The following is a 13,831-nucleotide window of genomic DNA, read 5'->3' as shown; positions in this document are numbered from 1 at the left end:
TTCGCCAGCTGCGCCATTTAAAGCTTCCAGCTTTAAGCCACAAAAGGATACGGCGGCGCGGTCTTCTCACGGAAGAAGTAGCGCGCGTGCGTATGCCGGACGGACTCTAAGTTCTTTGCACCAATGGCAACGAGTTCAACGTCTGGGTCATCGTTGATTTGATCGAGATCATGGCGGGCCAGAGTTGCCTCAGTCAAGGTTTCAAACTCGGTGACATTCAATGCACCCGTCGGACGGTGATACTTGATGAGAAAAGCCGGCATTCTATTTACTCCCTTCCGACTCATTGTCTGCCCGTCTCTTGTCGAGCTCACTAATGAGCCTATCCAACATCGTAGAAGTCCTTTTCCGCAATAGGCGGGCTTCACGCAACTCCACCGTTTCAACAGGGTGCTCGACAAAAGGAGAAGAGAGCACATCGAAGTACTTCTCTACTCTATGCACCACTTCCGAAAGCTCATGGAGTGAGCGAACTTGGGTGTCGAATTGCAGCGGTACGCGCTCTCCAAATTCTAAGTATCGGATAGCGCGACCGTACAAGTCACCAGCAAGTTCGTAAAGGTTGGCCCATCGCGACTGGAGTGCCGTCCGGAGCTGAAACTCGGCGCGACCGGCTGGAGAATAGATGTGCAGATGTATCGCCCTATACCCAGAATGCGGCTGTTCTCTCATGTCCTGGATTCTGACGCGGTTGGCTCCCCTTTCTTCCAAATCCTGCGCAAGTAACTCCGCCAGCCTTGATTGTTCAGAGAGCGTCACATCGAAGTCCATTCGCACTCCCGAAAAGTCTTGGATACTCTCCAGCGGGAAGCTCGGCATTCTCCTCAGTTTCTCAACGAGCACTGGCCGAGTCTTGACCCTCGAACCTATAAAGAATCGATTCGAATCCGGTTCCACTACGGCATCTGTCGCGCGCTCCAGCGGCACGCCCAGTTCACTCAGTGTCGAAACTGCCAAAGACTCAAGATGATCACAGAGAGCAGACTGGTGAATCAGAATGTGCCGATAGAGCTCTTCATCGATCTCTTGCCCAGCGCGCAACGCGCTACCTAACTTGTGCACTTGTCTCTTACTAAACGCCGTCGGCTTGTGTTCTAAGAACCTCAAGGTTCCCCCTTAATAGTTGTGCGCAACCCCCACGACGAGGTGTTGCCTGTAGTTCCAGACACCCCTGCTAGACCGCGTGCGTACGGCCCGTGCATCCCCCACCTCATGGATGCCTGCCCCGAAGACTACAAGAGCGGCCGGACATCAGAGCTAGAAATCGCTCATTTGTTCGATTTCGTGTTGCGACGCACACCCCTCAGTGGCTAACAGCAGGCATCCTCCACCTTCGGCTCTGCCATACTTGACACATGACCACGCTAGAGACTTGGGCCAGAACCTGGGCGGAGACAATTGTGGACGCCCTCGAGCGCGAATTTCCCGCCGCAATGCACCACACGAGCAGCTCAACTGATGATTGCACTGTGCGCCCACGCGAGCTGCACCCCAGTTTCTACGGCTGTTTCGACTGGCATTCCAGCGTCCACATGCAGTACTCCGGGGTGCTGTTGTACACCATGCTCGGGCCCGAGTCTCCCGCCAGTCTTGCTGTGCTTCTCGACGATCGCCTCAGCCCCCAAGCCCTCACCGCCGAATACACCTACCTTGTCGAACACCCCGGGTATGAGATGCCCTACGGGCGCGCTTGGCTGTTGCAGCTAGCCTCAATCCGTCCCAGCGAAGCAATGGATAAGCTCGTCGAGCTCACCGCGCAGCACTGCCACGACTGGCTTGGTTCACTCAACCAGCCGGTGCGCCACGGCATGCACTCCAATACCGCCTTCAACCTTTTCCTCATCCTCGAGGCAGCGGAGAAACTTGGATTGGATTCACTAGCAGATTCGGTGCGCGATTCTGCGGTTCGCCTTTTCGGCGATGACCGTGACTATCCGCTGGAGTGGGAGCTGTCCGGGCACGATTTCCTCTCCAATGGATTATCAGAAGCTCTGCTCATGTCGCGCGTTCTCCCGGACTTCCCGCAGTGGTTCGACGGTTTCCTCCCCCACCGCGCCGAAGCACTGGATTTCCTTAGCGATATCCCAGAAGTACTCGACCCGACCGATGGCCGCTTAGCCCATCTCTACGGCCTGGCACTCACAAGGGCGTGGATGATTGTTGAGCTCGCCGAGCATTTCGACGCCTCGGCCCTGCCGCGTGCCGAAGCCTTGGTGGCCAGCGCGCGTCCGCAGCTTGTCGACGGCCACTTCATGTCCACCCACTGGCTTATCACCTATGCGCTGCGCTATCAGCTTGCCGTCGGGTAGTACTGTATTTTTCTAATCATCTATCTCTCAGGAGCACACCATGGATTCTCGCTACTCGGCGCGGCGCGATAGCTACCGCCTGCCGGAAGAGGGAATCCGCATCGATCTCCGCGCAGAACGCGCCCGCCGCCGAAGCCGCTCCTCATACGGCCGCGCGGGGGCCGTCGCCAAGCAGCAGCCCCACCGCCCACGACGACGGTCCAACCAGGTCACAGCGCGCCATCGCAAGCCCAGCGACAGCCGTGGCCTCCACCTCGTAGCCATTGTGGCGGTGGTGCTGGTCGGCATTATCGCCGCGCTCAAGCTCAATCAGGAACCAGACACACCCGCACCGCAGCCCACAGAAGTAGTAACGGAGCCTGCCGCCATCATCGAGCCTTCGCCTGCAGTCGAGATGTACATTCCGACTATTGACGTGCGCGCGGACTTCGAGGAAGGTTCCTGCCGGGTCAAGGACGATAAAATCAACCCGGACTCCATGAATAAGGCCTGCACCTATACCGCGGAGGACAAGCCCTATTCGCTGCCCGGAACGGACTCGCCGGACATCGTGGTCATTGCCGGTCACACGGGCGCGGGTGTGCCGGCGGTATTCAATAACCTCTACGACGGCCGCGCCGATGAGCACAAGGCCGCGGTCGGCGACAAGCTGTATCTGCGCACGCAGAACTCCGGCGAGCAGTGGCTGGTGTATACCGCAACAGATCTGCACGATCCCTCCAAGGAAGGCCTTGAGCAGGACGAGAGCATCTGGGGTGCCGATGCCAAACCCGGCCGCTTGCTCACCATCAGCTGCATTCAACCGGCCAACCCGCTAGCCGCCGCGGTACGCAACGCGGTGGTGGGCTGGCAGTTTGAGGGCGTAACAACCGCACCTGAGACTGCACCCCAGAACTAGGCTCCGCCTGTTTTTACCCCATAGCGGGGGGATGCCTGTTTACGCAGGTCATTGTCGAACATTCGCACAACCAGCAGGACCGCATTAGCCACGTCTCTTAGGCAATGACCAGCCGCTTTAACCCCCAGCACGATACCCCATAACGATCGAACACTCGGCATGCGTGGCGGGACTTCCATCCCAAAAGTTGCGAAATACCACATTGCAACCCCTGTGACTGATGTGAAAATTGTGACTATTGTGGTTCTGGTCTGATGAACTACCTCTCACAAACCCACTAGGAGACACATATGAAGCGCATCCACCGCACCCTGACCGCAGCCGCACTGGCTGGCTCCCTCGCACTGGGCGGCACCGCCGTTGCCTCTGCACAGATTCCGGCTCCAGCTGAGTTCGAGCTCGATGGCGTAATCTACCGCCAGCAGGCTGACGGTAACTACATGAGCGTCAACGAGTTTGGCGGTACCAAGCTAACCAAGGAACAGGCACAGGCTGCATGGGAGCGCATGCAAGAACAAGAAAAGGAAGCCCCCGCTGACAACCCCGCCGAGGATCCAGCAGCCCCGGTTGATGAGGACTCTCAGGACAACGCCCCTGCACCGGCCAACCCAGACCCGGCTCCGGCCGGCCCGTCCCAGGTTGACTACCCGATCGACAACGGCAGCGATGCTCCTAAGAATGACCCGGAGAAGCCGGAGGCTGGCGGCGAGAAGCCCGAGGCCGACAACGAGAATCCGGGGGCCGGTGAGGACAAGGACAAGCCTGTTACTCCTCCTTCTGGAGAGACCGGTCCGACGGGCGGCTCCCAGCCCCCGGCTGATTCCGCCGAGGATTCCGATTTCGACGCCAAGCAGCTGGCATGGCTGGCTCTGCCGGCCGCCCTCGTCATCGGTGGCGTGACCTGGTACCTGGCCAAGGACGGCAAGACCTACGTGAAGTCCCAGGAGGCAGCCCAGAACGACGCCCCGAGTGCCGAGGAGAAGGCCGCTTCCGAGCAGATGCTCAAGGAGAACAAGGACGAGGTCATCGCCCAGGGTGGTCAGGTTGCCGAAAGCACCGCCGAGAAGTCCCAGGTACAGTCGCGCGGTATCTCCGCTGAGACCGGTTCCAACACCGTTGCTCGTGGCCTTGCCGCACTGGCCATCGCAGCCATGATTGCAGCTGGTGCTTTCGCTGCCCGCCGCAAGTTCTTTATCTAAGAGTCCCTGCGCCGCGTTCCGCGTGCCTCCAGGCCTTACTTTTAAGAGCATGGAGGAACGCGGTTCTCGCAGTTTTGTGCTTAGAGCTTGAGGTAGCGTTAATATAGTTGGATAGCCCCTGCGCACCAAGGGTTTTCTATCTTTCACTTTCCCTCGCTCTATTTCTAGGAGAATTCCATGAAGAAGGCTTCACTCGCTCTCGCCACCACCGCCCTGGCAGGCTCTCTGTGTGTTATTGGCTCGACCATCGCCACCGCCGACGAGTCCACCACAAACGCCACCAACACTTCGGCTACCGAGATCAATTTCTGCTGGGCTCCAGCCGAAGAGTTCACCACCACCATCGAGGACACCGAGCACACCTTCAAGCAGGAGGAATTCGGACTCTGGCGCGCCACTGACAATGAAGAATTGACCCTGAACCGCGCCGAGGTCATGGCGATTGCCAAGGACGACGCCTCTGCCTGTGGCAAGCAGGACACCGCAGCCGCTGAAATCCAGGAATCCCTGGCCAAGAACCCGCCGAGCTCGACGACGTCCACGACGACAACGCCGACCACCCCGACGGAGAAGCCCGTGGAGCCAGCGGATGACCCTTCGCAGGCGCCGACCGGCACCAATGAATCCAGCTCCTTCGATGAAGCCCTCAGCTCCAAGGACGGTGAGCCGACCGATCTTGGCATCGCAGCCATCGTCACTGCTGTCCTGGGCGTCATCGGCGCCATCGCTGCTGTCGCTCCGAACGTGGCAAAGTCCCTGGGCATTAAGCTGCCTTTCTAACAGCTCCGCCCGCTTAAGAAAAGCGCTCCTCACCACCAATCGTTGAGGAGCGCTTTTCACGTAGCAGGACGTGTATCGATCTACTTCAGAGTTACCTTGTAATACAGCGGCTTCGACTTCCACGTAAAGATCACGTCATCGACACGCTCGGAGTAGCCACCAGTGGAGTTGGTGTACCAGAGCGGGATTGCTGGAAGGTCCTTCATGAGCACCGCTTGGGCATCATTGACCCGCTCAACACTCTCCTCTTCGTTAGCTGCCGCGGCGGCCTTCTTCAGAAGCGAATCGAACTCGGGGTTGGAATAGTCAGCGTCGTTAGTCGCAGCACCCGTGGCATACAACGGTTCCAAGAAACTCGACGGCGACGGGTATACCGACTGCCAGCCGGTGCGGAACGCACCCTCGATAGTCTTGTTCGTGACTTCATCGCGTAGCGATTTGAAATCCGGATACGGCGCTGGCTGCGCATCAATATCAAGGGTGTTTCGAATGAAGTTCACGACAGCATCGACCCACTCCTTGTGACTACCGTCGGAATTGTACGCCACGGTGAACGGCCCCTTGAATGGCTTCATCTCCTCCGCCTTGGCCCACAGCTCGCGCGCCTTGTCCGGGTTATAGGTCAGGACGTCGTTGCCGGGGATGTCTGTGGCACCGTCGTTAAGCACAGGCGATGTGAAATCCACCGCCGGAGTGTTCGTCCCTTGGAAAATGGTCTGGGTAATCTCGTCGCGGTCAATGGCCATGGACAGTGCTTGTCGACGCAACGCCCCCGCCTCCCCGCTAAAGTTCTCATCCCCGGCGGGGATAGTAATGGACTGGAAAATTGCAGCAGGCTCGTTCACTGCGCGCTCGCCGAGATCAGTTTCAAAGTTGGCCATGGCCGAGGACGGGACCGAGTCCAAAACATCGAGGTTCCCCGAAAGCAAGTCAGCATAGGCCGCACTGGCGTCGGCATAGAAAACGAAGTTCAGACCATCGTTCTGCGCCTTGCGGTCACCTTCATACTTCTCGTTGGGAACGAGTATCGCATTCTGGTTATGGTTCCATTCCTGCAGCTTATAAGGGCCACTTCCCACTGGGTTTTGGCCGTAGGCGTCGATGTCATCGAAGGCTGATTCGTGCATGGGGAAAAAGACGGAATAACCCAAACGCGTCTCGAAATCCGCCGTGGGCTCATCAAGTTCAATGGTGAACGTCTTCTCATCGACAACCTTGAGCCCTTCCATGCTCTCTGTTCCTTCTTCGTAGCCCTTGATGGGCTCGAAGAAATAGGCAGAGAGCATGCTGTTCTTTACGGCGTTGTTCCACGTATCGACATAGTCCTGGGCACGCACCGGGGAGCCATCGGAGAACACCGCGTCCTCCTTGAGCGTGACCTTGTACGTCACGTCATCGGTCTTCTCTATGCTCTCTGCTTGGTCGTTGTGCACCTCACCATTCTCATCGAAGTACACGAGTCCCGAGTAGATGAGGTCGATGAGCGTTGCGCCCGGCACATCGCTGGTATCTGCAGGGATGAGCGGCTTTTGGGGTTCGGTGGAGTTGGTACTGATGAAATCAACATCCGCCGCACCACCCGATCCGTCTCCTCCGCATGCAGTCAGGCCAGCTGCTGCGACGACAGCGGCGAGGCTCGCGCCGACTTTTGTCCCTTTCATGAGTTCTCCTTAGGGGTATCGTATGTGTGACTTCCCTCATAACAATACGGCGATATATCGTGCCCCACTCAATAAACGCACTCTCCGCCGCCGGAGACTTTCACAGATTCCCTGTGTAACGCCTGTCAACTTCCTCGGCGCCTCACCCACACCTCTCCCCGGCCGCACTACCGCCATACAGTCTTTTTCGCGTTTTCGTAGCACCATAATCGCGTCAGCAAACATTATTGCGCGCTGATAAGCCCTTGGCAGCTGTCGTGGAATACCCATATAACCTTTCACAGCTTGACCAATCCCTTTCCGACCTTCGTTAGCATGTGGGAGGTCGAAGTCAGTAAGCGATGACGAACATCGCCTGATGACGGCCTTTCACTTTCATAAGATGTCCCCGATCTATTCCCAGGAGAAATAATATGAAGCGCATTTCCCGCAACCTCACCGCTGCCGCTCTGGCGAGCTCCCTCGCACTGGCTGGCGCCACCGCCGCCAACGCGGAGGAGAACACCGAGCTCAACGGCGACAACCTCGTTGACGCCGTACTGACCACCAACGAGAACAACGACACCGTCAACGGCGAGGCTGAGGGCGACAACGCTGGCAAGACCGAGGGCGAGGCCGGCGACAACGCGGGCAAGACCGAGGGCGAGGCCGGCGACAACGCTGGCAAGACCGAGGGCGAGAAGCAACCGGGCAATGACAAGCAGCCAGGCAAGGGTGATACCAACAAGGAGCCAGGCAAGGGCGATACCAACAAGGAGAAGAGCTCCTTCGACGACATTAAGGCCAAGCTGTCTTCCGAGGAAGGCAAGCCGACCGATCTGGGCATCGCTGCCATCGTCCTCGGCGTCCTTGGCGCAATCGCTGCTGCCGTTCCGGCCGCTGCTAAGGCTCTGAACATCAAGCTTCCGTTCTAATCACTGAAGCTTGAACGTCCTAAGGGACGTCGTTAAGCGCACAGGCACCCCCACCACCATCGCGTGGATTGGGGGTGCCTTTGTGTGTTCATGGGGAGTACTCCCGAAAATCGAAGGTTTTTCGTCTTACATCAGCCGCACGCGTGGGATCTGGGTTACACTCCGAACCCAACCGATACCGGTTAACGGAATGATTCATTCCACTTTCCATCACCCTTTCACCTTCTACCTATTCTCGGAGTACTTATGTCTAACTTCTCTCGCGGCCTGCTTGCCGCAACCCTGACCAGTTCACTCGCATTCGCTGGGGCCACCGCCGCCTCTGCTGAGGAAGCTGCCACCACCAACTGCGGCTCCCCGAAGACCGAGTTCACTGCCACCGTTGATGGCAAGGAGCACACCTTCAAGAAGGTCAGCGAATTCCTGTGGCAGGCCACCGACGATGAAAAGGTTGAGCTAAGCCGCGCCGATATCTTCGACCTGGCTAAGGATGGCGAAGACGTATGCGATGCTGAATCTATCGATATCGACGACTGGGGCACCGGCAACGATGGCGGCGGTTCCGACAATGACGAGACCGACGGCGACGATGAGTCAGACGGCAACACCGGTGGCGACGATGACGCCGACAACGACGACGAGTCCGAGGGCGGCGACGATGACGCTGACAACGACGACGAGTCTGAGGGCGGCGACGGCGGCGACGACGCTGACAACGGCGACGACGAAGACTCCGAAAACGGCGACGGTGACGAGTCCGAGGGCGACAAGGATAAAAACAAGGACAAGAGCTCCTTTGATGGCATCAAGGATGCACTATCCTCCGAGGACGGCAAGCCGACCGACCTGGGCATCGCAGCAATCGTCATTGGCGTCCTTGGCGCACTGGCTGCAATCGTCCCGAATGCTGCACGCGCACTGGGCATCAAGCTTCCGTTCTAACCTGAAGCACTAAAACGCCATTTCTTCGGCGTTGACTAGTCACCCCCAATCACTTCGTTCAAGTGATTGGGGGTGTTTTCAATGTCCGGAAAACACCCGTTAGCTAAGGGGCAGATTAAAAATAGTCAAATTTATATTCAAAGCTGCGACATCCGCTGCACGAGCGACCTACACTCTTACCTCAGCCGATACCGGTTATCTGATTGGTTCTAAAACCTTTCCGATTCACTATTTTTCACTTCTATTTCATCTCTACTGGAGACAACATGAATAACTTCTCCCGCGGCCTGCTCGCCGCAACCCTGACTGGCTCTCTCGTATTCGCTGGCACCACCGTCGCCTCTGCTGAGGAAGCTGCCACCACTACCAACTGCGGTACCCCGAAGGCTGAGTTCACCGTCAAAATTGACGGCAAGGACCACACCTTCAAGAAGGTGAGCGAGTTCGCCTGGCAGGCCACCGACAATGCAGAGCTCACGTTGAGCCGCTTCGATGTCTTCCAAATGGCCAAGGAAGGCGCAGCAGTGTGCGACTCCGAATCGATCGACCTCGGCGATTGGGGCGCTTCCCAGGGCGGCCCGGGCAAGGTCGACTTCGATATCGTCGACGGCGAGCGCCAGGATCCTGCACCTGTCGAGGACGAAGACAAGGACAAGGACAAGAACGAGCAGGACAAGGACAAGAATAAGGACAAGAAGAGCTCCGTTAAGGATGAGCTCTCTTCCGAGGACAACAAGCCGACCCCGCTCGGCATCGCTGCTATCGTTGCCGGCGTTCTCGCCGTCATCGCAGCTGCCTTCCCGTTCGTCAAGAACGCCCTGAAGCTCTAAGTCTTTAACGCCTGTTGCACAGGCACCTAATACCAGCGCCTCCGCGCCACAGAACCTGTGGCACGGGGGCGCTTTCACTTACCCCCACAACGCAGTTGCGGGACACACTTCACAAACTGACGTGATGCGGACTACACTAGGCACCCATAGATTGTTCAACAATTCGAGAACTATAGAAGAGGTGTCCTCCTGTCATGAGCACGCTGCACATAGACCTCAACGCTGACCTCGGCGAAACCACCGCCGGCAACCCCGTGGCCGATGACGCCGCGATGCTCCAGCTCGTCTCCTCCGCCAACGTCGCCACCGGCTTCCACGCCGGCGATCCGCACTCCATCGCGGGCACCCTCAAGGCGGCCGCAGAAGCAGGCGTCACCGTCGGCGCGCACGTGGGCTATAACGACCCAGCAGCCTTCGGGCGCCGCTTCATCGATTACGATCCTGCCGAGCTTGCCGACGAAGTCACCTACCAAATCGGTGCCCTCCAAGCCTTAGCCCAGGCCAACGGAACCCGCGTGGTCTACGTCAAGCCGCACGGCGCGATGTACAACACCATCGTCCACCACGAGGCCCAGGCCCACGCAGTTATCGACGGCATTAAGGCCTTCGGAGATCTCCCCGTCATGCTGCTACCCGGCGGCATCGCCGTTGACATCGCCGAGAAGAAAGGACTCACCGTCATCCGTGAGGCCTTCGCTGACCGCAACTACAACCCCGATGGCACACTCGTCTCCCGGCGAGAAGCGAATGCGGTAATGGGTGATGAGGGGGACGTCGTCAAGCGCGTGCTCGAAGTCGCCGAAACCGGATCCATCACCGCCATCGACGGCTCCGTGCTCAACGTGGATGCTCAGTCGGTGTGCACGCACGGTGACTCGCCCGGCGCGGTGAAGCTGCTGCGCGGTGTAGTCAAGGAGCTGCAGGCGCGCGGGATTGAGATTCGGAGCGCTATCTGATGCATATTCACCCCGTAGGAACGCGCGCGCTGCTCGTAGAGCTGGAGGACTTGTCGCAGGTCATGGCGTGGCACGCGGCCCTCGACGCTAATCCGCTCAAGGACCAAGTCGACGCGATTGCTGCTGCCACCACCCTGCTGTTGACCTTTGCCACGCCGAACTCCGCCGCAGCTTCCGCCGAGAAACTGCAGGACTTCCACCCCACCGCGCAGGCGGGCGAGGATCCGCGCTTTGTGGAAATCGACGTTCTCTATGACGGCGAAGACCTCGACGAGGCCGCCGAGTTGATGGGGATGTCGCGCGAAGGCCTCATTGACTGGCACACGTCTACCGAGTGGCTCGCCGCCTTCGGCGGATTCGCGCCAGGCTTTACCTATTGCACCCCGGCGGACCCGGCGCAGAACTTCAACATCGAGCGCCGCGCCACCCCGCGCACCGCGGTGCCGGCGGGTGCCGTGGGTATTGCTGGCGGTTTCTCCGCTGTCTACCCGCGCGTCTCCCCCGGCGGCTGGCAGCTGCTGGGCACCACCTCGACCCCGATGTGGGAATCCGATGCCCACCCGCCAGCGCTGGTTCAGCCCGGTGACCGCGTACGCTACCGTGCGGTGAGCTCACTGCCAGAGGTGGTGTCCACCACGCCTTTCGGCCGCCGCACACCGGCACGCCTGCCGCGCTTGGAGGTCCTCGATGCGGGCCTGCTCACCCTCTTCCAGGATCAGGGTCGCCCGGGCCGCGGCAACTTGGGGGTCACGCCCTCGGGTGCGGCCGACCTGGCGGCGGCGGCCACGGCCAACGTCGCGGTGGGCAATCCGCGCGGCGCCACCGTGCTAGAGAATATCGGCGGCATTCGCCTGCGCGCGCTGACCGACGCCGTCGTGTGCGTCACCGGCGCCCAATCCCGCGTCCTGCTGGACGATATGCCGGTGCACCTCGCGCGCCCGGTGCTCGTCACCGCTGGCTCAACGGTGACCGTGGATCCCGCGACGGTGGGTCTGCGCAACTACATCGCTATCCGCGGCGGCATCGTGGCGGATGCGGAGCTGGGCTCGGCCTCCACCGATGTGCTCTCTGGGCTGGGCCCTGCGCCAGTGCGGCTGGGCGACGTCATCGGCGTCCTCCCCCGCTCCACCGCAATGACCGATGCCCAGCTAAGTAACCCGATGCGCGTTCGTGAAGGCGCGAATGGCCAGACCGAGGGCGTGCTGCGCTGCGTGCTCGGCCCGCGCGATGACTGGTTTACTCCCGAGAGCCTGGAGGCCTTCCTGGCCACCGAGTGGACTGTTACCGCGCAATCCAACCGCGTGGGCGTTCGCCTGGTCGGCCCGGAGGGTTCCGCAGCGTTGAGCCGCGCCCGCGAGGGCGAGCTGCCCTCGGAGGGCATGGTTGCCGGTTCGGTCCAGGTCCCGCCGAGTGGTGAGCCCGTGATTTTCCTCCGCGATCACGCCGTGACCGGTGGCTACCCGGTCATCGCCACTGTCCTTGAAGAAGATATTGATATTGCCGCGCAGCTCCCGCCGGGAGCGACGGTCCGCTTTGAACTCGCTTAAACACTAGTAAAGGAACACCCACTCATGATCTCTGCAGTCCTTATTGCTAACCGCGGCGAGATCGCCGTCCGTATTGCCCGCACCGCGCGTGACCTGGGCATCCGCTCCATCGCCATTTACTCCGAAGCCGATGCCGGCGCCCTGCACACCCAGGTGGCTGACGAAGCTTATGCGCTTCCCGGCAACTCCGCGGCGGATACCTACATGAACATCCCGGCGCTCCTCGATATCGCCGTGCGCGCCGGCGCTGACGCCATCCACCCCGGTTATGGCTTCCTCTCGGAGAACGCCGACTTTGCCCGCACCGTAGCGGAGGCCGGCCTGACGTGGATTGGCCCCTCACCGGAGTCCATCGAGCTGCTCGGTGACAAGATTGCTGCGCGCCGCGTGGCCGAGGAGGTCGGCGCCCCGCTGGCACCGGGTACCTCCGATCCCATCGATGACTGGCAGGAGGCCCGAGCCTTCGCTGAGGAGCACGGCCTGCCCATCGCCATCAAGGCGGCTTATGGCGGCGGCGGACGCGGCCTCAAGGTGGTGGAAAACCTCGAGGACATCGAGGCCGCCTTCAACTCCGCCGGCCGCGAGGCCAAGGAGGCTTTCGGGCGTGCGGAATGTTACGTGGAGAAGTTCCTGACCCACCCGCGCCACGTGGAGGCGCAGATTCTGGCCGATACGCACGGCAACGTCGCCGTGCTGGGCACCCGCGATTGCTCCACGCAGCGCCGCTTCCAGAAGCTCATCGAGGAGGCCCCGGCACCCGCGCTTAGCGACGAGCAGCGCACCGGCATCCACGAAGGCGCCCGCGCCATCTGCGCGAAGGTCGGCTACACCGGTGCAGGCACCGTCGAGTACATCGTCTCCGAGGATGGCACGATTTCCTTCCTCGAGGTCAATACCCGCGTGCAGGTGGAGCACCCGGTGACCGAGATGGTCACGGGCGTGGACATCATTGCGGAGCAGTTCCACATCGCCTCCGGCGAACCGTTGTCTTTCCTATCTGACGCTCCCGCGTCAGACCCCGTGTCCGACGGCCACGCCTTCGAGTTCCGCATCAACGCCGAGGACATCCTCAACGGCTTCGCGCCGTGCCCGGGCACCATCGTGCGCTTCGAGCCGCCGACGGGTCCCGGCATCCGCGTGGATTCCGGCGTGCGCTCCGGATCCATCGTGCCGCCCTACTACGACTCGCTCGTGGCCAAGCTCCTGGTGTGGGGGCCGACCCGCGAGATCGCGTTGAAGCGCGCGCAGCAGGCCCTCCAGGAATTCGACATCGACGGTGTTCGCACCGTGCTGCCCTTCCACCGCGATATGGTCTCCTCCCAGGTGCTCGTGGACCACGGCGACGCCGATGCCGCGGCCGGCATCTACACCGACTGGCTCGACCACAACTACCGCCCCTCCGCGGAAGCTACGAGCACTACCGTCCCTGTCGAGGCAATCTACGCGCAGCGCACCCGCGTTGCGCTGGAAATCGACGGCAAGCTGGTCAGCGTGGGCTTCCCCACGGAGATGTTGTCGCAGGGGCCGGCGAAGGGGGCGTCGGCAAGCGCGGCGTCTGGGGCCAGCGGCAGCGGCAACGAGGTGACCTGCCCCTACGAGGCCAACCTCGTGGCATGGAACGTAGAAGACGGCGAGACCGTCGAAGAAGGCCAGGCCATCGCCACGATCGAGGCAATGAAGATGGAATCCGCGGTCAAGGCCCCGTCCGCGGGCAAGCTAAGCCGTGTGGCAAAGGAAGGCTCGAGGCTGGAACCGGGCGCGGTGATCGCCACGATTTCCTAGCCGGCGGGCTACT

General features: G+C 60.5%; 13 protein-coding genes. 10 read left to right on the top strand and 3 right to left on the bottom strand.

The annotated features are described in order from the left end of the window. Positions 1-32: 32 nt before the first annotated feature. Together HMPREF2807_RS00235 and HMPREF2807_RS00230 are read right to left on the bottom strand one after the other, a co-directional pair. Entirely contained in the window at positions 33-263 is a 231-nt protein-coding gene (locus tag HMPREF2807_RS00235; RefSeq protein ID WP_039674063.1) for a hypothetical protein, read from the bottom strand. A 1-nt stretch (position 264) separates the two neighbouring features. After that, positions 265-1,062 carry a nucleotidyltransferase family protein gene (locus tag HMPREF2807_RS00230; RefSeq protein ID WP_070509533.1) on the bottom strand — a complete coding sequence of 266 codons (798 nt, stop codon included), beginning with the start codon at positions 1,060-1,062 and terminating at the stop codon, positions 265-267. A 293-nt stretch (positions 1,063-1,355) separates the two neighbouring features. On the opposite strand from HMPREF2807_RS00230, the gene HMPREF2807_RS00225 reads away from it, so the two are divergent. The 4 genes from HMPREF2807_RS00225 to HMPREF2807_RS00210 all read left to right on the top strand — a co-directional run bounded on the left by HMPREF2807_RS00225 (position 1,356) and on the right by HMPREF2807_RS00210 (position 5,186). After that, positions 1,356-2,309, top strand: coding sequence for a DUF2891 family protein (locus tag HMPREF2807_RS00225; protein WP_070509531.1), 954 nt, complete (start codon positions 1,356-1,358; stop codon positions 2,307-2,309). Between the two features lie 40 nt (positions 2,310-2,349). Further along, positions 2,350-3,207 carry a sortase family protein gene (locus HMPREF2807_RS00220; protein WP_070509529.1) on the top strand — a complete coding sequence of 286 codons (858 nt, stop codon included), beginning with the start codon at positions 2,350-2,352 and terminating at the stop codon, positions 3,205-3,207. A gap of 290 nt (positions 3,208-3,497) precedes the next feature. Then, entirely contained in the window at positions 3,498-4,406 is a 909-nt protein-coding gene (locus HMPREF2807_RS00215; RefSeq protein WP_070509527.1) for a hypothetical protein, read from the top strand. A 177-nt stretch (positions 4,407-4,583) separates the two neighbouring features. After that, complete coding sequence (locus tag HMPREF2807_RS00210; RefSeq protein WP_070509526.1) at positions 4,584-5,186, top strand: hypothetical protein; 603 nt, start codon at positions 4,584-4,586, stop codon at positions 5,184-5,186. An 80-nt stretch (positions 5,187-5,266) separates the two neighbouring features. On the opposite strand, the gene HMPREF2807_RS00205 is transcribed toward HMPREF2807_RS00210, so the two are convergent. Further along, a complete protein-coding gene (locus tag HMPREF2807_RS00205; RefSeq protein WP_070509524.1) occupies positions 5,267-6,847 on the bottom strand; it encodes a peptide ABC transporter substrate-binding protein in 1,581 nt (526 codons plus the stop codon). A 413-nt stretch (positions 6,848-7,260) separates the two neighbouring features. Between HMPREF2807_RS00205 and HMPREF2807_RS00200 the strand changes: the two genes are divergently transcribed. From HMPREF2807_RS00200 to HMPREF2807_RS00175, 6 genes are all read left to right on the top strand, one after another. Continuing rightward, positions 7,261-7,761, top strand: a complete 501-nt coding sequence (locus tag HMPREF2807_RS00200) for a hypothetical protein (RefSeq protein WP_070509522.1) — start codon at positions 7,261-7,263, stop codon at positions 7,759-7,761. 246 nt (positions 7,762-8,007) lie between these two features. Further along, positions 8,008-8,703 (top strand): hypothetical protein, encoded by a 696-nt coding sequence (locus HMPREF2807_RS14080; RefSeq protein ID WP_070509521.1) that lies wholly within the window; start codon positions 8,008-8,010, stop codon positions 8,701-8,703. A gap of 266 nt (positions 8,704-8,969) precedes the next feature. Continuing rightward, positions 8,970-9,533, top strand: a complete 564-nt coding sequence (locus tag HMPREF2807_RS00190) for a hypothetical protein (protein ID WP_070509519.1) — start codon at positions 8,970-8,972, stop codon at positions 9,531-9,533. A 194-nt stretch (positions 9,534-9,727) separates the two neighbouring features. Beyond that, positions 9,728-10,489: a 5-oxoprolinase subunit PxpA gene (locus tag HMPREF2807_RS00185; protein WP_070509517.1), complete on the top strand. Its 762-nt coding sequence runs from the start codon at positions 9,728-9,730 to the stop codon at positions 10,487-10,489. Continuing rightward, entirely contained in the window at positions 10,489-12,036 is a 1,548-nt protein-coding gene (locus HMPREF2807_RS00180; protein WP_070509515.1) for a 5-oxoprolinase subunit B/C family protein, read from the top strand. Before HMPREF2807_RS00185 ends, HMPREF2807_RS00180 begins: the two co-directional genes overlap by 1 nt. 24 nt (positions 12,037-12,060) lie before the next feature. Then, positions 12,061-13,818 (top strand): acetyl/propionyl/methylcrotonyl-CoA carboxylase subunit alpha, encoded by a 1,758-nt coding sequence (locus HMPREF2807_RS00175; RefSeq protein WP_070509514.1) that lies wholly within the window; start codon positions 12,061-12,063, stop codon positions 13,816-13,818. Positions 13,819-13,831 lie beyond the last annotated feature (13 nt).

It is taken from the genome of Corynebacterium sp. HMSC074A09 (genome assembly GCF_001811545.1).
GTDB classification, from domain to species: Bacteria; Actinomycetota; Actinomycetes; order Mycobacteriales; family Mycobacteriaceae; genus Corynebacterium; species Corynebacterium hiratae.
This window is presented reverse-complemented; position numbering and strand designations above follow the sequence as displayed.